At 60.8% G+C, this 16,166-nt stretch carries 18 protein-coding genes; 9 read left to right on the top strand and 9 right to left on the bottom strand.

The window, feature by feature from the left end:
- Positions 1–2: 2 nt before the first annotated feature.
- Complete coding sequence (locus ACK509_RS14355; protein ID WP_410767212.1) at positions 3–458, bottom strand: MaoC family dehydratase; 456 nt, start codon at positions 456–458, stop codon at positions 3–5.
- A gap of 133 nt (positions 459–591) precedes the next feature.
- Between ACK509_RS14355 and ACK509_RS14350 the strand changes: the two genes are divergently transcribed.
- Both ACK509_RS14350 and ACK509_RS14345 read left to right on the top strand, forming a co-directional pair.
- A complete protein-coding gene (locus ACK509_RS14350) occupies positions 592–1,512 on the top strand; it encodes a M48 family metallopeptidase (protein ID WP_410767272.1) in 921 nt (306 codons plus the stop codon).
- Positions 1,513–2,046 (top strand): hypothetical protein, encoded by a 534-nt coding sequence (locus tag ACK509_RS14345; protein ID WP_410767211.1) that lies wholly within the window; start codon positions 1,513–1,515, stop codon positions 2,044–2,046.
- Positions 2,047–2,066: 20 nt separating this feature from the next.
- Here the strand turns inward: ACK509_RS14345 and gatE are convergent, their stop codons facing one another.
- From gatE to ACK509_RS14330, 3 genes are all read right to left on the bottom strand, one after another.
- A complete protein-coding gene (gene gatE / locus ACK509_RS14340; protein WP_410767210.1) occupies positions 2,067–3,935 on the bottom strand; it encodes a Glu-tRNA(Gln) amidotransferase subunit GatE in 1,869 nt (622 codons plus the stop codon).
- Positions 3,936–3,982: 47 nt separating this feature from the next.
- Positions 3,983–4,147 (bottom strand): HVO_2901 family zinc finger protein, encoded by a 165-nt coding sequence (locus ACK509_RS14335; protein ID WP_390221229.1) that lies wholly within the window; start codon positions 4,145–4,147, stop codon positions 3,983–3,985.
- 238 nt (positions 4,148–4,385) lie between these two features.
- Positions 4,386–5,795: a class II fumarate hydratase gene (locus tag ACK509_RS14330; RefSeq protein WP_410767209.1), complete on the bottom strand. Its 1,410-nt coding sequence runs from the start codon at positions 5,793–5,795 to the stop codon at positions 4,386–4,388.
- A gap of 243 nt (positions 5,796–6,038) precedes the next feature.
- Here ACK509_RS14330 and ACK509_RS14325 point away from each other — a divergent pair, with 243 nt between their 5' ends.
- The 4 genes from ACK509_RS14325 (at position 6,039) to ACK509_RS14310 (ending at position 10,594) form a co-directional block, all read left to right on the top strand.
- Positions 6,039–7,418 (top strand): ABC transporter substrate-binding protein, encoded by a 1,380-nt coding sequence (locus ACK509_RS14325; protein WP_410767208.1) that lies wholly within the window; start codon positions 6,039–6,041, stop codon positions 7,416–7,418.
- A gap of 6 nt (positions 7,419–7,424) precedes the next feature.
- Complete coding sequence (locus tag ACK509_RS14320; protein WP_410767207.1) at positions 7,425–8,429, top strand: carbohydrate ABC transporter permease; 1,005 nt, start codon at positions 7,425–7,427, stop codon at positions 8,427–8,429.
- Positions 8,426–9,385 carry a carbohydrate ABC transporter permease gene (locus ACK509_RS14315; RefSeq protein WP_410767206.1) on the top strand — a complete coding sequence of 320 codons (960 nt, stop codon included), beginning with the start codon at positions 8,426–8,428 and terminating at the stop codon, positions 9,383–9,385. Before ACK509_RS14320 ends, ACK509_RS14315 begins: the two co-directional genes overlap by 4 nt.
- Before the next feature lie 69 nt (positions 9,386–9,454).
- Complete coding sequence (locus tag ACK509_RS14310; RefSeq protein WP_410767205.1) at positions 9,455–10,594, top strand: ABC transporter ATP-binding protein; 1,140 nt, start codon at positions 9,455–9,457, stop codon at positions 10,592–10,594.
- 45 nt (positions 10,595–10,639) lie between these two features.
- Here ACK509_RS14310 and ACK509_RS14305 read toward each other — a convergent pair whose 3' ends face one another.
- Positions 10,640–10,810, bottom strand: a complete 171-nt coding sequence (locus tag ACK509_RS14305; RefSeq protein ID WP_410767204.1) for a hypothetical protein — start codon at positions 10,808–10,810, stop codon at positions 10,640–10,642.
- 108 nt (positions 10,811–10,918) lie between these two features.
- A complete protein-coding gene (locus tag ACK509_RS14300; RefSeq protein WP_410767203.1) occupies positions 10,919–11,182 on the bottom strand; it encodes a BolA family protein in 264 nt (87 codons plus the stop codon).
- A gap of 92 nt (positions 11,183–11,274) precedes the next feature.
- Here ACK509_RS14300 and ACK509_RS14295 point away from each other — a divergent pair, with 92 nt between their 5' ends.
- Positions 11,275–11,721 carry a hypothetical protein gene (locus tag ACK509_RS14295; RefSeq protein ID WP_410767202.1) on the top strand — a complete coding sequence of 149 codons (447 nt, stop codon included), beginning with the start codon at positions 11,275–11,277 and terminating at the stop codon, positions 11,719–11,721.
- On the opposite strand, the gene ACK509_RS14290 is transcribed toward ACK509_RS14295, so the two are convergent.
- Complete coding sequence (locus tag ACK509_RS14290; RefSeq protein ID WP_410767201.1) at positions 11,722–12,045, bottom strand: hypothetical protein; 324 nt, start codon at positions 12,043–12,045, stop codon at positions 11,722–11,724.
- A gap of 188 nt (positions 12,046–12,233) precedes the next feature.
- Between ACK509_RS14290 and ACK509_RS14285 the strand changes: the two genes are divergently transcribed.
- A complete protein-coding gene (locus ACK509_RS14285) occupies positions 12,234–13,274 on the top strand; it encodes a hypothetical protein (RefSeq protein WP_410767200.1) in 1,041 nt (346 codons plus the stop codon).
- Between the two features lie 188 nt (positions 13,275–13,462).
- A complete protein-coding gene (locus ACK509_RS14280; RefSeq protein WP_410767199.1) occupies positions 13,463–14,380 on the top strand; it encodes an A/G-specific adenine glycosylase in 918 nt (305 codons plus the stop codon).
- Between the two features lie 2 nt (positions 14,381–14,382).
- Here ACK509_RS14280 and ACK509_RS14275 read toward each other — a convergent pair whose 3' ends face one another.
- Both ACK509_RS14275 and ACK509_RS14270 read right to left on the bottom strand, forming a co-directional pair.
- Positions 14,383–15,687 carry a PQQ-binding-like beta-propeller repeat protein gene (locus tag ACK509_RS14275; RefSeq protein ID WP_410767198.1) on the bottom strand — a complete coding sequence of 435 codons (1,305 nt, stop codon included), beginning with the start codon at positions 15,685–15,687 and terminating at the stop codon, positions 14,383–14,385.
- A 55-nt stretch (positions 15,688–15,742) separates the two neighbouring features.
- Positions 15,743–16,084, bottom strand: coding sequence for a DsrE family protein (locus ACK509_RS14270; protein ID WP_410767197.1), 342 nt, complete (start codon positions 16,082–16,084; stop codon positions 15,743–15,745).
- Positions 16,085–16,166: the final 82 nt, after the last annotated feature.

Raw genomic sequence — 16,166 nt, 5'->3', positions numbered from 1 at the left:
CCTTACTCGTCGCGCTTGCGACCGAACATCGAGAGACCGACGAACGAACACACCTTTTCGACGTCGCCTGATTCGCGTTCTGCGTACGTGGTCGTCTTGATTTTCGCGAGGCCGCGTGACTCGCTTTCGGGCGTCAACTCCAGCACCTCGTTTTCGATAGAGAGCGCGTCGCCGGGGGACACCGGTGCCCACCATCGGAGTTCGTCCACGCCCTTCGCACCAAGCGACTCCATGTCGCCGACGTACCCATCGACGATGAGGCGCATTGTCATCGCCACCGTGTGCCACCCGCTGGCGATGAGGCCGCCGTACATCGACTCTTCTTCGGCGCGTTCGGGGTCGGTGTGGAACCACTGTGGGTCGTACTGCTCGGCGAACTCAAGAATCTCGTCTTCGGTCACGTCGTAGGTGCCATACTCGTACGTGTCGCCGACAGACAAGTCTTCGAAGAATCGCATGCCGTACGTTCACCGAGACGAGTGGAGAACCTGGCGATGCACAACACGATTGCCGACAGACCGTGCCGCCGATACTCGTTTGGACTTCGACAGCGTATCTCAGGACATGCCACAGCATCGACTGCGGCTCCCGATGGTCCTCGTCGGGCTGACGATATTTGCCTTCTATCTCGTGTTGGCGGCACTCAGTGCGTTCGCGCTGTTGACACTCTGGGAGTTCCGACCGGACCCGGTGACCGCAGCACTCGTCGGCATCTCCGTCTCGCTCGTCTTGGGGTATCTCAGTTTCCGTCTCGGGACGGTTCAACTGCTCTCACGGTTGGAGGCGCGTGATTTGCCACCCGAAGAAGCCCCCGCCGTCTACCGGATGCTCGACCGACTCGCCGACGAGATGGACATCACAGCCCCGACGCTGAAGATTGCGCGATTTTCGGCCCCCAACGCGCTCGCACTCGACCCGATGGGACAGGACGTTGTGGTCCTCGATGCGACGCTGTTTCGGTTGCTCTCGGGCGACGAGTTCGAAGCCCTCCTCGCACACGAACTCGCCCACCTCGAACGCAAAGACGGTCTCTCACAGACGCTCATCGCCAGCACGCTCCAGACCGTCGTGGGGATTGGCTACTTCTTCGTCTCGCCGCTGACGTTCCTGACGACGGGCACCGCACTCGGACTCGCGTGGATGCGCGGCACGCCCACGGCGTGGGAACAGACGCTTCCGGGGAAGATTCGCCACCGACTCGACACCTTCGTCGGCGTATTTGGCTTTGGCCTAACCGTCTTGGTACGCTCGCAGTCTCGAAAGCGTGAGTTCGCCGCCGACGCCCGCGCTGCCGAGGTGACGGACAATCCACTCGCGCTCGCATCTGCCCTGCAAAAGTTGGAGCGCGCTTCACGACCCGAGTGGGGCTTTTCGCCGCTGTGGGTCTACGGCGAAGTCGAAGCCGAGGACCGCATTTCGTCCTTGCTCTCGACGCATCCATCGACGGAAGAGCGAGTCACTCGCTTGGAGGCAATCGAATCGGGGTCGTGGACGCAAATCGAGGTGAACTGAATGCCGGGAACGCCGGACCCAGTGTTAGGAAGCGAAGTTCTGACGCACGCCGTCGCATCCGCCGTCGGTCTCGTCCTCGTCGCCGACGTGTATGCATCCCGAAAACGAATCGCCCGCGACCGACTACTTCCTGCACTCGTCGGGATCGTCTACGCAGTGACAACGCTCGCAGTCTGGGCCGCCAGCAGAGCCGTCACTGACGCGTTCCCGTCGGGGGTCTCCGAAAATCCGACTACCGTGGTCGGAGTTCTCGTGTTTTCGCTCCTCGTCTTGACTGGATTCGTCTTCGGTACTGCGCGGTTGTACGCCCGATACGGCCTCCTCGTCCCACTCGTCGGTCTCTTCGGCGTCACAGAACTCGTCTGGTGGGCGTTTCTCCACGTTCGCGGCGAGTCCGATGCGCTGGGGATGTTCGTCTTCTTCGGGCCGTTGTTCTTGATTCTCGTCTTCCTCGTCGCTGGCGTCGAATACGCGATTCGGACGCTCTGGAAGCGGTTCGGTCGCGGCGGAGATAGCAGTCGCTCACCGACCTGAGAAAGAAAAATCGAGAGCGCTTAGGCCCGTTTCTGAATCTCTTCGCGGAGCACGTCGCTCACGACGCCGCCGTCGGCTTTGCCGCGGAGTGCGCCCATCGCTTCACCCATGAGCGCCGAGAATGCGCCCATACCCTGTTCTTCGACTTGGTCGGCGTTGCGTTCGACGACTTCGGCGATTGCTTCACGGACTTCGTCGTCGGAGACGCCGGAGAGTCCAGCCGCTTCGACCGCTTCGTCGGCCGAGAGGGCAGGGTTCTCTGCGATAGTCGCGAGTACGTCGTTGACGCCCTCTTTTGCGAGGTCGCCATCTTCGACGAGGTGCATGACGGCGAGCAGGTGGTCGTCGGAGATGTTCCCAACCACAACGTCGTCGCGGCGGAGTTCGGTCAGCGTCGATTCGAGGAGACCGGCGGCGAACGTCGCGTCGATGCCTTCACCGACTGCCTGTTCGAACAACGGCATCTTGCGACCGTAGGCGACCTGTTGTGCGAGTCCGGCATCGAGGCCGAACTCGGACTGGTAGCGGTCTTCCTTCTCGGTGAGGAGTTCGGGCGTCTCCACGTCGCTCGGGTCGAGGTCAACGGGGAAGACGTCCGTCTCGGGGTACATGCGGGCCGCGCCGGGAAGCGGGCGCAGGTAACGCGTCGTGCCGTCGTCGTTGGCACCGCGGGTCTCTTCAGGAATTTCCTCGATAGCGACGGCGGCGCGCTCGGCGACTGCGTCGATAGAGAGGTCTGCGGTTTCGGGGTCGTCCGCGACGATAGCAACCGCGTCCTCGGGACCAGCGCCGACTGCCTCGCGGAGCGCGTCTACTTCTTCTTCGGTGACGCCGTAGGCGGGGAGTTCGTCGGTGTGGAAGATGCCGCCTGCGCCGTGACGCTTGGCGTGGTCGGAGAACTCGGTGCCGAGGCGCCGGTCGGGTTGGAGTTCGCGGCCGACGAGTCCGTCGAAGCCGAAGAGCGGGACACCCATGACCTTCCCACCCGAGTCGAGTGCGCCCTTGATGACGCCCGAATCGGTGTCTTCGAACACGTCGGTCACGTCTGCGACGTCGCCAACAGAGGCGTCTCGGGATTGGAGTTCGTCGCGGATTTCGACGAGTTCGGCCTGCCGACCGACTTCGAAGCGAACGATTTCGTCGATTTGGTCGAGAGCTTGGACACCCTTGATTTCGACGCGTGCGCCCTCTGCGATGGAGACGTTCACGTCCTGTCGGATAGTGCCGAGGCCGCGTTTGACCTTGCCCGTGGAACGAAGGAGCATCCCGATGCGCTGGGCGGCCTCGCGTGCCTGTGCGGGCGAGGAGATGTCCGGGCCGGTGCCGATTTCGACCAGTGGGATGCCGAGACGGTCGAGGCTGTAGAGGACGCCATCGTCGCGCTCTTCGGTGCGCTGGGCGGACTCCTCTTCGAGCATCAGGTCCACGATAGAGACGGGGCCCTCGCTCGTCGAAATCTCGCCTTCTTGGGCGATGAGCGACGAGCGCTGGAAGCCCGAGGTGTTTGACCCGTCGATGACGAGTTTGCGCATGACGTGTGCCTCATCGACCACCTGCATGTCGAGCAGGTTGGCGATTTGCATGGCGACGGTGCGCGCCTCGTGGTCGAGTTCGTGCGGCGGTTCGTCGTCTTCTTCGACCAGACAGGTCGTGTCGTAGGCGAGATATTCGAACTCGCGTTCGACGCGGCTCTCTTCGAGTGCGGCGTCGTCCAGTTCGCCTAACTCACTCTTCGTCGGGTGGAGAAATCGCGTAAACGTGCGTGCAGCGTCCTCAGGTTCGCGGATAGTCGTTGGACACCCACAGAACAGTTTCGCCGCGGTGTCGAGTTGCTGGTGAATCTCCAGCCCCGCGACGAGTCCGAGGTCCTCATAGTCGTACTCGCTCATTGGTACTCCCTGCGTTCGGGGGGAGTAAAAAAGGATTCAGTCTGTCTTCAGAGACGCCGGAGCCCTTCGCCGATGCCTTCCACCTGATGACATTCAGGGCAAATATACGTCCAACCATCGTTCGTTGCTCGCCCCTCGGGGAATACGGCCCCACAGCCTCGACACTCCAACATGTCTCGCCCGCGGGCCCGCTGCTTTTGCAGTCCGGGCATATCTCTATAGACGGCGAAATAGGGCTTGAAAATACCGATTTTAGCGTTTTCGTGTGACTTTCTCGCTAGACGGAGAATGTCACGCCAGCGAGGGAATGCGATTGCTACTGCTCGCCGAATAAATACAACGAAGAATAGTTGTGAACATGAGTGAACAGAGTGTGCTAAAGAATGGCATACCAGCCCGCACACGCCCGCTAAGAACTGTCAAAAATAAGAGGGGTATCTATTGAGTTACTCAGTTGTCGCCGAGGATGCCGCGGTGGGTCATCTTCTCGGGGTCGAGTACTTCGTCGGCTTCCTCTTCGGTGAGGTAGCCTTCGTCGACAGCGACTTCGCGGACCGTCTTATCCTCTGCGAGGGCTTGCTTTGCGACCTTCGAGGCCTTGTCGTAGCCGATTGCCGGGTTGAGCGCGGTTGCGAGCGCCATCGACTGTTCGACCTGCTCGGTGCAGTGTTCTTCGTTGGCTTCGAGTTTGGCGACGAAGCGCTCGGCGAACACTTCAGAGGAGTTCGAGAGCAACTTCGCCGATTCGAGGAAGTTGTGCGCGAGAACGGGTTTGTAGAGGTTGAGGTCGATTTGGCCCTCTGCGGCACCGGCGGCGACGGCGGCGTCGTTACCGACGACCTGCTTGTGGACCTGGTTGACTGCCTCGGCCACGACAGGGTTGATTTTGCCGGGCATAATCGACGAACCGGGCTGGTTCTCGGGTTGTTCGAGTTCGCCGAGTCCGTTACGTGGACCGGAGGCGAGCAGGCGCAGGTCGTTGGCAATCTTGTTGAGCGAGCCAGCGACGGTGCGGAGTGCGCCGTGTGCCTCACCCATCGCGTCGTGGGCGGCCTGCGCTTCGAAGTGGTTGTCGGCCTCGCGGAACTCGACACCCGTCTCTTCGGTCATGTACTCGGCCGCCTTTGCAGGGAACTCGGGGTGGGTGTTCAGGCCCGTGCCGACTGCGGTACCACCGAGGGCGAGTTCGCCGAGGTGTGCGCGGACGTTCTTCACGCGCTCGATACCCTTCTCGACCTGCGTGCGGTAGCCGCCGAACTCCTGTCCGAGACGAACTGGGGTCGCGTCCTGAAGGTGCGTGCGGCCCGTTTTGACGATGCCGTCGAACTCGTCTTCTTTGTCGCCGAGAGCTTCGGCGAGCGTTTCGAGTGCCGGAATGAGGTCTTTCTCGACGGCTTCGAGCGCGGAGACGTGCATCGCGGTCGGAATCACGTCGTTCGAGGACTGGCCGAAGTTGACGTGGTCGTTCGGGTGGACCGTCCGGTCGCCGATTTCCTTACCCATAATTTCGGCGGCGCGGTTGGCGATAACCTCGTTCGCGTTCATGTTCGAGGAGGTGCCCGAACCGGTCTGGAAGACGTCGACCGGGAACTGGTCGTCGAGTTCGCCCGCGATAACTTCGTCCGCGGCGGCGACGATGGCTTCGGCGACGTCGTCGTCGATCATGCCGAGGTCGCGATTTGCCTGTGCGGCGGCCTTCTTTACGACGCCGAGGGCGCGGACGAACCGTCGCCCGAACGTGATACCCGAGATGGGGAAGTTCTCGACTGCTCGTTGGGTCTGTGCGCCCCAGTAGGCGTCCACAGGAACTTGCATCTCTCCGAGACTGTCCCGCTCGATTCGATAATCATCGTCTCCCATAGTTGGGCCGTCGTCGTGGCGTGAGGTAAAATCCATTGGTCCGTGGCTGTCTGTCCCACGAATTTTCTCACATGTTCGATTTCGAACGAGTGCTGGATTCAAACGCCACAGTTCTGCTACTCCTGAATTTCAAGATGTACTGAACTCACGAGAAAAATTTACTTCATTTTGAATTGTCCGCTCAAAAAGTTTTAAGTAAATCGTGTAAAATCTCTTTCACAGAACTGTCAGAGAGTAACAATCATGACCAGAAAAGTACCAGACACAGACGGCCTGTCTCGACGGACGTATCTCAAACTCACCGGTGGCGTAGGAAGTGCAGCACTTCTCGCGGGATGTACCGGTGGCGGCGGTGGGGGCGAAGGAACCACCGGAGAATCCGAGGACACCGACGACTCCTCTGGTGACTCTGAGACGACCGAGTCCGGTGACGACTCGGGAAGCGAACTCAACGCGCTCGAAATCCAGCACTGGTGGACCGGTGGCGACGGCGGGGCGGCGATTCAAGCCCTGCTCGAAGGGTTCAAAGAAGCCCACCCGGACATCGAAATCACCGAGAATCCGGTCGCTGGTGGCGCAGGGCAGAACCTGCACGCGGTCATCAAAAAACGGATTCTGAACAACAACCCACCGAGTACGTGGCAAGCGTGGCCCGGTGCGAACCTCCAACCCTACACGGACGCCGAGAAACTCGAAGACATCTCGGAGTCTGTCTGGAGTGAAAACGACATGCAGTCGGCGTACCTCGAAGGGCCGAAGAACGCCGCGAGTCCGGCGGGGACGCTCGTCTCGGTCCCGCTAAACATCCACCGACTCAACAACCTGTTCTACAACGTCAGCGTCGTCGAAGACGCGGGTGTTGACCCCTCGGCGATTGGTTCGCCGAGTGACCTCGTGAACGCCCTCTCGAAAGTCGATGAGGCGGGCTACGTCGGCATGGCCCAGCAGACGAAATCCGCGTGGTCTACCGGCCAACTCTGGGCGCAGGTCCTCCTCGGCGAGTACGGTGCTGACGTGTACGCCGACGTGACCGGCGGCAACGTCGAAGCCAACGCCGACGCCGTCCGCGACTCGCTCGACCTCGTGAAACAGTACTCGCAGCACTACTCCAACGACGCCGGGTCGATTTCGTGGCAGGACGCGAATTCGAAGATTATCGAAGGCGAAGCGGCGTTCTTCCACCAAGGCGACTGGGCCGCGGGCATGTACCGCGGACAAGAGGACTTCGAGTACGAGTCCGACTGGGGCCACGTGCCGTTCCCCGGAACCGACGGCATCTACGCGCTCAACATGGACTCGTTCCCGATGCCAGCCAACAACCCGTCGCCTGAGGCGACCAAAAAGTTCCTCCAGTACGTCGGGTCGGTCGATGCACAGGAGCGATTCAATCCGAAGAAGGGGTCGATTCCGCCGCGGACGGACGTTCCGAAGGACGCCTTCGGGCCGTTCCTCCAGAACCAGATGGACGACTTCGCCAACTCGGAGGCCCAACCGCTGTCCATCCAGCATGGACTGGCCGTCAGCCCCGACGCGCTCACCGCCTTCGGCGACGCGATGTCGTCGTTCATCTCGGGCTACGACGTAGACGCCGCCTACGAAGACGTGAAAGCGGCCTTCGAATAAGGCGACATGCCAACCGATATTTTCGCACGACTTAGCTCATTCACCAGTGACAACGGTCTCGAGGGCATCGGCTCGACGCTTCGAGAGAGCGAAGCCGTTCGCTCGGCCCCGTTCTGGCTCCCGCCGTTCCTGCTGATGGGCTTTTTCGTCTACGGCGCAATCACGTGGAACGTCGTCATCTCGTTTACCGATTTCGGGGGACTCACGCTTCCGACGTACGACCCCGCGACGTTCGACTTAGAGATGTATCGTCGGGCGTTCTCGGACGAGCGATTTTGGCTCGCCACCCGAAACACGTTCGTCCTGCTCGTCTCGTTTACAGGCCTCTCGCTCGCGGGCGGCCTCGGCCTCGCAATTCTCGTTGACCGTGGGATTCGGTTCGAAAACTGGTTCCGAACGGTCTACTTGCTCCCGTTTAGCCTCTCATTCGTCGTCACGGCGGTGTTCTGGCGCTGGATGTACAACTTCGATTCGGGCGTCATCAACGTCGTTCTCAGGGGCGTGGGACTCGATTTCCTCGCCTCGAAATGGCTCGCGGGCGGTGTCGATTTGGGGGCACTCGGAGGACTTCCGCTCGTTCCCGAGACGCTCCAGTTCAAACTGTTCGCCGTCATCTTCGCCCTGTTGTGGCAGTTCAGCGGCTACGCGATGGTCGTCTATCTCGCCGGTCTTCGCGCCATCCCCTCGGACCAGTACGAGGCCGCTCGCGTCGATGGCGCGTCCACACTTCGGATGTATCGTCGTGTGATTCTCCCGCAACTCCGCGCTTCGACCGTGAGCGCCGCCGTCGTCCTGATGGTGTTCGCGCTCAAGGCGTTCGACTTCCTCTACGTTCTGTTCGGGAACAACCCCGGTCCGACAGCCGATATCCTCTCGACGATGATGTACAGGCAGGCGTTTTCGGCCAACAACTGGGCCTACGGCTCTGCGATTGCCGTCGTCCTGTTCGCCGTCGCGCTGACTGTCGTCGCGCCATATCTCTACGGCGAATACCGGCGGGGTGAACTATGAGCGTCCGCGACCAACTCGCCGACCGATTCGACCTCGATACCGACGAACTCGACCCGATTCGTGTCGCGCTCTACGCGACGCTTCTCGGCCTCGTCTTGTTCTACCTCTCACCCCTCGAATCGGGGTTGATGACGGCGCTCAAGACGGAAGCCGAGTTCGCCACGTCGCCACCGTTCGTTCCGCCGACTGCCGATGGCTTCACGCTCGAACCGTTCGGTGTCGCGCTCGACACGCTCTCGTCGGCCATCCTCAACAGTATCATGCTCTCCGTTCCGGCGACGATTATCTCGGCGCTCGCCGGGAGTCTCGCCGCCTATGGCCTGACGAACTTCGAGTGGCGCGGCCAACTCGGGATTGTTGGACTCTTCATCGCGGGCATCTTCATCCCATATCAGGCCGTTCTGATTCCGCTCTCGCGTCTGTGGGCCATCGTGAATACGAAAGAGTTGCTCGCGCCCGTCCTCGATATCACGCTGTTCTCGGCGCAGGTGCCTGTCTTGGGGACCGTCGAACTCGCAACGCACCCGCACTACGCGAGCATCATCAACCTCATCATCACCCACGCGGCCTACGGAATTCCGATTACGACGCTTCTGTTCCGGAGTTACTACAAGAAACTCTCCTCGGAGATGCTGGAGGCCGCCCGCCTCGACGGCGCGAGTGCCTTCACTATCTATCGTCGCATCGTCCTCCCGCTCTCGGTACCGATGTTCGCGGTCACGCTCATCTACCAGTTCACGCAAATCTGGAACGACCTGTTGTTCGCGCTCATCATCATCCCGTCCGGCTCGGGTCCGGCGGCGGTGGCGACGATTGCACTCAACGAACTCACGGGAGGAATCATCCAGACGTTCAACACGCAGATGGCTGGCGCGTTCGTCGCCGCGCTGCCGACGTTGCTCGTCTACGTCTTGTTCGGCGACAAGTTCGCCGAGGGGGTCGCAGGCGGCACATGACCGGCTCTTTCGAAGGTTCACCCCTCGCATCGCAGACGACCATCACACCACCAACTCACACCACACACCATGGCTGAACTCACACTCGACCACGTCTCGAAGTTCTTCGACGACGACGGCTCTCAAGTCGTCGCCGTCGATGACGCCTCGATGGAGATTGAAGACGGCGAATTTCTCGTCCTCGTCGGTCCGTCGGGATGCGGCAAATCGACTACGCTCCGCATGATTGCGGGCCTCGAAAGCGTCTCCGAGGGAGAAATCCACCTCGGCGACGAGCGCATGGACAACCGACCGCCACGCGACCGAAACATCGCGATGGTGTTCCAGTCCTACGCGCTCTACCCGCACATGACCGTTCGCGGCAACATGCGGTTCGGACTCGAAGAGTCCACGGAGATGGCCGACGGCGAAATCGAATCTGTCGTGACCGAAACCGCAGAGATGCTCGATATCGCGGAACTCCTGAATCGAAAGCCCGGCGAACTCTCCGGCGGCCAGCAACAGCGTGTCGCCCTCGGCCGCGCTATCGTCCGCGACCCAGCAGTGTTCTTGATGGACGAACCGCTGTCGAATCTCGATGCCAAACTCCGTTCGCAGATGCGGACGGAACTCCAGCGGTTGCAAGAAGAGTTGGGCGTGACGACGGTCTACGTCACCCACGACCAGACCGAGGCGATGACGATGGGCGACCGAATCGCCATCCTCAACGACGGCGAACTCCAGCAGGTTGCGACGCCACTCGAAGCGTATCACCGTCCGGCAAATCAGTTCGTCGCAGGATTCATCGGCGAACCCTCGATGAACTTCTTCGAGATGGAAGTTGAGGACGGAACGCTCGTCGGTGACGAGATCTCTTACCAACTGTCCGAGTCCTCACGGGAAGCCGTCACTGGAACCGACCGCGTGACACTCGGTATCCGCCCCGAGGACGTCGAACTCGTCTCTCCGAAAGACGACAACCACACCTACGAAGCGACGGTCGATGTGGTCGAGCCGATGGGCAACGAGAACGCCGTCTATCTCGATTTCGGTGCCGACGCGAGTTTCGTGGCCACCGTTGGTGGAATGCGTCGTGTCGAGGGGGGAACAGCCGTCCACGCCCGCATTCCCGAAGACGCCGTCCACCTGTTCGACACCTCGACCGGCGAAGCACTCCAGAACCGGTCGCTGGAGTCTGCTGAGATGGTCGAACCCGAACCGCAAACGTAGAGACGCCGGAGGTCGGCACAGGTGATTTTTTGGCCATCTCGAAAGCTATCGAGTGAACAGTAACGCGCCGACAGCAGTGAGGAGAAAGTCTGACCAGCAATGGGCGAACGACTCGTCCCAGAGCGAGAACAGGCAGGGGAGAAGTCGCATGAACCCGGCGATAAACGCCAGTAACCCGACGACAGTCACCACTCTGCCGAGCGTTTTGGAGGTCATAGTCGTAGGCCTCGGTGCAGGTGTATGAACCTTGTCGCCGTCTCGTGACGACACAGGTCAACCAGACACGGAACGTGCAGAATGCGGGTTCTTCTCGGCCAGTTCGTGTTACTTCTCGGCCGCTTCGTACTCCTCGGGCGTGTAGGTCTTGAGTTCCATCGCGTGGATGGACGTCGTCATGTGGTCGCCGAGGGCGTCGTAGACGAGTTGGTGCTGTTGGACGAGCGACTTGCCCTCGAAGGCAGGTGAGATGACGACGGCCGCGAAGTGTGCGTCCTCGTGATTTTCGTCTACTGTCCGCGGGCGCGAGACGGTCGCATCGGCGTCTTCGATGTTCGATTCGATGAGTTCCTCGATGTCTGCGATATCCATGCCTGTATGGGCGCACGGCGCGGGGAAAAATCGACCGGGACAGGATTCGAGTACCACGGAGGTTTTTATCCCATGACGGCCCACCACGTCCTGTGACAGACGGAACGCAAAGCGAGACGCCGCCGCTCGCCGCTTGCTTCGACGACGCACGTCGCGTACTCGAAGACGAACACGGTCGCTTGCTCACCGTCATCGGTCAGTGTGCGGATGCAGTCGCAAAGTCGTGGGACGACGACTCGACGACTGACCGCGAAGAGGTCGTGCCGCGGTTCGCGCAGGCGCTCGACGGCTCAGGTGCGTTGTCGAGACTCCCACGCGCGCTCGCTGACGCGGTGACTGCAACCGGTCGCTCGATGCCTGCGCCACCAGTCGCCGCGCCGCCCTACGTGGTCGTGACGAGCGAAGGCGTCGTCCTCCGCGCGAACGTTGGCGAGGAGCGTCTCATCATCACGCTCCGGGTCTTCGCGCTCGAAACCGGGGGTGAAAAGAAGCGATACACACGAATGCCCGGCGTCGAACTCGAATTCGAAGCCCGGTAGTTACATCTGATACCGGCGCACGTCGTCGCGCGGCGGGGCCTGTGACTGGCCAGTCATCTCCTCGTAGGTCATCCCCGAGAGATACTCGTCGTAGGTCACGTCGTAGCCCTGTCGGAGGTGGAAGTCCAGTTGTCCACGGTCGAGCGCGGACTGGAAGAACGTATGGACTGCCCGACGGACGAGTTCGTCCACGTCGTCGGGTTCGTACAGCGCCGTCAAGAGGGCGAGTTCGTGGCGCGTCTCGCGGTCGAGAGCAAGTTCGATGTCGTCGTCGAGGTCGCTGTACGCCTGTTGTACGTCGTCCGAAAGGTCGTCGAGGCTCATTACTGGGCGATGGGTTCGTCAATGGGATACGCGTTTCGACCGATTACTCCCACACGAGGCCGAGGCGGGAAGCCGAATTGAGACGAATTTGGTAGAGACTCGAAAGAGACGCTACCGTAACTTCATCCAGAATGCGGTCAGATGTTAAAAAACCAATATCATTCGATAGCGGCTCTGTTCAGGTGACGATGGAACGAACACCAACACGAAGACAGTTCGTCGCTGCGACCGGACTCGCTGGCGCGGCCTTCCTCGCCGGTTGTACAGCACCCTCCAGCGGTGGGTCGTCCGGCACCACGACAACCGAGTCGATGGATGGCGAGATGACCGAAGAACCGATGAACGACGAGACGATGACTGAGGAGACAATGACCGACGACGGGATGTCCGCGATGGACCCCGAGTCGGCCCCTCGCGTCGAGGTTGACCGATTCAGCGAGGCCGCCGGGACGCTCATGGTCCGCACGGACGAGAATGGACTTCCCGGCCCGAACGAACCCGTAGACTTCGACCAAGGCCCCTTCATTACCCAAGGATTCGGCCCCGACGGCGAAGTCGTCCGCTACTACAACTTCGACGTGCAGTCTACGACACCAGCGCCCATCTACGTCCTCTTCCGCGAGGGCGAAGACGCGCCGGTCGAAGGCCAACTCAACGTCATCGACACTATCCCCGGTGACGACGGCTACAACGACTTCTGGCACGTCCACGCGGTCACCGTCCCCGAGGACTACGAGGCCAACGCCGTCACGAGCCTCGCCGATATCGGCGACTCGGGCTACGAGATAACGGAGACCGACATGCTCGTCAACTGCCCGGTCGTCCCCGATGATTCGACCGCGACGATGCGATACGGCGACGAAGACACTGGTCTCGTCGAAGGCTGGTATCAGGGCCAGGTCGTCTCGTACTTCCAGTTCACCGAAGCATCGCTGGCGATGACCGACGGGAACGTTCCCCTCTCGCCCATCTACGTCACGTTCAACGTGAACCCCGGCGAGGACGGCGGCGGCCCGCCATCCGGCTTCGTGACCGAAGAAGGAAGCGAGCAGACCCACAACGTCGTCGCCACCCTCCCCGACGACAGTGGCTACTCGCCACTGTGGTTCGTCAACATCTACGACAACGCCGACTTCGGCATGGTTTCGGACCTCTCGTCGGCGACCAATGCCGAACAACTCGCCTCCGGCGCGGCGAACGTCAACTGTCCCATCGTCTCGGTCGAATAATTCGGCCGATTCGGCGCTCTCCACCCCCACGAGCCACCCACAACACCCCTCCAACCCCCCACGAGCCACCCTCCGCCATTCGCGTGCGCCACCCACGCATCACCCCTTCAGAGGCACTCCCCACTGACGCTCGGTTTTTTCCAACCCGCATCGCCACCGCTAAACGCCCTCCATCCCAAGCCCGGGCGATGAGTGACGAGGCGTCCGCGCTTCCTGCCGACCTCGACAAATCGGCAGTCCAAGCGGCCCTTATCGACTGGTACGAAGCCGACCACCGGGACTTCCCGTGGCGACGAACCGACGACGCCTACGAGATTCTCGTCTCCGAGGTGATGAGCCAGCAGACCCAACTCGGGCGCGTCGTCGAAGCGTGGGAAGAATTCTTAGAGACGTGGCCCACCACAGCAGACCTCGCGGCCGCCGACCGCGCCGACGTCGTCTCCTTCTGGACCAATCACCGACTCGGCTACAACAACCGCGCGAAGTACCTCCACGAAGCGGCCCGGCAGGTCGAAGAAGACTACGGTGGCGAATTCCCGCAGACACCCGACGAACTCTCGGAACTCATGGGTGTCGGTCCCTACACCGCCAACGCCGTCGCCTCCTTCGCCTTCAACAACGGCGATGCAGTCGTGGATACCAACGTCAAGCGCGTCCTCCACCGCGCATTTGACGTGCCAGACGACGACTCTGCCTTCGAAGAAGCAGCCGCCGAGATGATGCCCGAAGGCAAGTCGAGAGTCTGGAACAACGCCATCATGGAATTAGGCGGCGTGGCCTGTGAAAAGACGCCCTCGTGCGACGAATCCGGGTGTCCGTGGAGAACGTGGTGTCACGCCTACGAGACGGGGGATTTCACCGCTCCTGACGTGCCGACGCAACCGACGTTCGAGGGGAGCAGACGGCAGATGCGTGGGCGGGTGGTGCGGATTCTGGGCGAGTACGAGGAACTGAAATTGGATACACTCGGCCCGCGAGTGAGAGTCGATTACGGCGGTGAGTACGGCCACGAATGGCTCTTCGAACTCGTCTCTGACCTCGAATCGGATGGTCTCGTCGCAGTTGACGAGCGCGACGAAGCCGTGTTCGTCTCGTTGGCGAAGTAGAATTAGTCGAGCAGGCAGTATCCACGCGCTCCGACCGTGCACTCACCGAGCGCGTAGAGGTTGTCGAAGTCCGTCGTGAGATACACGAGGTCTTCGGTGACTGCGGGCGTAGTCATATCAGATGTCTCGTTCCGGCCGATTTTGAACTGTCCCTGTTTCTCTCCGCTGGCGGCGTCGAAGACGAAGAGTTGTCCATAGGACGTCTCGCGTTGGAACAACCCGGGAGCGTAGACAGACCCGCCGGAGACGACAGGTGTGGACCGGAGGTCGAACTGCGGTTCGTCCGGTGGTTCTTGTCCTTCGTCGTCGCGCCTGCCACCGACCTGCCACACGCGCTCGCCGGTGTCGAGACGGCGTGCTTCGAGGCTGAACCCCGCCATGTAATAGAGTCTGGAATCATCGACAGCCAACTCCGCATCCGGCCATTGCGTCTCGATTGGAACTCTCCATCGAACCGAGCGAGTGTGTCGGTCGAGCGCGACGATGCTGTTCTTATTGTTCTCTCGGAGTGTGACTAAGAGCAACTCGTCGGTGATAGTCGGTGTTCCGCTCGTTGGCCCCTCCCATCGCCATTGCTCTGCTCCGGTCGTGGTGTCGAGTGCGACAATTCCCTGTTCGTGAAATGGGACGTAGACGAGACCATCGGCCCCTGCCAACTGCCACATGCCGTCGAAGCCAGGATAGGTCGCGCGCCACTGTTCCTCACCAGTTTCCGGGTCGATACCGAAGACGGTCTCCGGTTGGTCGTCATCGACACTCGATTCGTAGGTTCCCGCGACGACCACCTCGTCGGTCACAACTGGGGTGACGACATCGGGAACCTGCTGGCCCTGATAGAGATTGTCGAAGGTCCACTGTACCTCACCGTCGGTGGTGAGCATGGTCAACCCGGGCTTGGTTTGGACGAATAATCGGTCGTCTTCGACGACCATCGAATCCGAGAGATAGAAAAACGCGAATTCGTCGGACTGATAGAGTTCGGTTTTCCATCGAGACTTCCCAGTCGCCGCATCGAGTGCTTCGACCCAGACTCTCGTGGACTCGTCATCTCCTTTCTTCGCGTTGCCAACGTAGACTGTTTCATCGGCGACGACCGGCGAAACGTCTCTCGCAACGTCCTCTCGTCGCCATTCAGTGTAGAGGTCCGTCGTCGGTCCGTTTGTCTCCGAGTAGCCTGTATGCTCGTTGTTCAACGTTCGTCTCGACCACGACCCCTCAGTACTCGGCGCTTCGAGTGAGAGACAACCTGCGAGCGAACTAATCCCAGCAGCACATGCTGCGAGAAACGACCGGCGGCTGGAGGGCATTACCCATTGATGCTCGGTTCCACAAAATATGATTTTTGGCTAACTGTTTGTTGGCTCAGGGCACTTTTAGATACGCATCGCCCGCTGTCTGCCGTTTCACCAGCTCACCAACGCCCGAGGGGACTTTTTCAACGCCATCGACCAATCGGGCCATATCGAAATCACGAGAGCGGAGCGAATTACTGCACGCTCGGCACCGAACACCCGATTCCACGAGACCCTCCACACGGTCGGCGACGACCGAGGTTTCGAGAAACAGATGTACCGCGTCGCCGTTGGCGAGGAGTGTTATCTGGTCGATATCGGCAGTGTCGTCGGCCCGCAGATTCCGGACGTTGTTGAGTGCGTGTTTCCAATCGCCGACGGTGCCGCTCGAAACGTGAAAGACGACGTTCATACACCCACCACGACCCCAACAATCGTCTAGATTTCCCTTGTTTACATTACTGAGTGTCAGTTTCGCGTGCCGATGCCGTTTT

Source organism: Haloferax sp. DFSO60 (genome assembly GCF_046557615.1).
Classification (GTDB): domain Archaea; phylum Halobacteriota; class Halobacteria; order Halobacteriales; family Haloferacaceae; genus Haloferax.
Note: the sequence above shows the minus strand (reverse complement) of the source record. Positions and strands in the feature narration are given on the sequence as shown.

What these genes read in the sequence shown, in the direction of transcription:
- ACK509_RS14325 (WP_410767208.1), top strand. Translation starts at nt 6,039, where the DNA reads ATGACCAGAAAAGTACCAGACACAGACGGCCTGTCTCGACGGACGTAT.
- ACK509_RS14270 (WP_410767197.1), bottom strand. Translation starts at nt 16,084, where the DNA reads ATGAACGTCGTCTTTCACGTTTCGAGCGGCACCGTCGGCGATTGGAAA.
- ACK509_RS14350 (WP_410767272.1), top strand. Translation starts at nt 592, where the DNA reads ATGGTCCTCGTCGGGCTGACGATATTTGCCTTCTATCTCGTGTTGGCG.
- ACK509_RS14335 (WP_390221229.1), bottom strand. Translation starts at nt 4,147, where the DNA reads ATGCCCGGACTGCAAAAGCAGCGGGCCCGCGGGCGAGACATGTTGGAG.
- ACK509_RS14280 (WP_410767199.1), top strand. Translation starts at nt 13,463, where the DNA reads ATGAGTGACGAGGCGTCCGCGCTTCCTGCCGACCTCGACAAATCGGCA.
- gatE (WP_410767210.1), bottom strand. Translation starts at nt 3,935, where the DNA reads ATGAGCGAGTACGACTATGAGGACCTCGGACTCGTCGCGGGGCTGGAG.
- ACK509_RS14330 (WP_410767209.1), bottom strand. Translation starts at nt 5,795, where the DNA reads ATGGGAGACGATGATTATCGAATCGAGCGGGACAGTCTCGGAGAGATG.
- ACK509_RS14300 (WP_410767203.1), bottom strand. Translation starts at nt 11,182, where the DNA reads ATGGATATCGCAGACATCGAGGAACTCATCGAATCGAACATCGAAGAC.
- ACK509_RS14355 (WP_410767212.1), bottom strand. Translation starts at nt 458, where the DNA reads ATGCGATTCTTCGAAGACTTGTCTGTCGGCGACACGTACGAGTATGGC.
- ACK509_RS14275 (WP_410767198.1), bottom strand. Translation starts at nt 15,687, where the DNA reads ATGCCCTCCAGCCGCCGGTCGTTTCTCGCAGCATGTGCTGCTGGGATT.
- ACK509_RS14310 (WP_410767205.1), top strand. Translation starts at nt 9,455, where the DNA reads ATGGCTGAACTCACACTCGACCACGTCTCGAAGTTCTTCGACGACGAC.
- ACK509_RS14285 (WP_410767200.1), top strand. Translation starts at nt 12,234, where the DNA reads ATGGAACGAACACCAACACGAAGACAGTTCGTCGCTGCGACCGGACTC.
- ACK509_RS14345 (WP_410767211.1), top strand. Translation starts at nt 1,513, where the DNA reads ATGCCGGGAACGCCGGACCCAGTGTTAGGAAGCGAAGTTCTGACGCAC.
- ACK509_RS14315 (WP_410767206.1), top strand. Translation starts at nt 8,426, where the DNA reads ATGAGCGTCCGCGACCAACTCGCCGACCGATTCGACCTCGATACCGAC.
- ACK509_RS14320 (WP_410767207.1), top strand. Translation starts at nt 7,425, where the DNA reads ATGCCAACCGATATTTTCGCACGACTTAGCTCATTCACCAGTGACAAC.
- ACK509_RS14305 (WP_410767204.1), bottom strand. Translation starts at nt 10,810, where the DNA reads ATGACCTCCAAAACGCTCGGCAGAGTGGTGACTGTCGTCGGGTTACTG.
- ACK509_RS14290 (WP_410767201.1), bottom strand. Translation starts at nt 12,045, where the DNA reads ATGAGCCTCGACGACCTTTCGGACGACGTACAACAGGCGTACAGCGAC.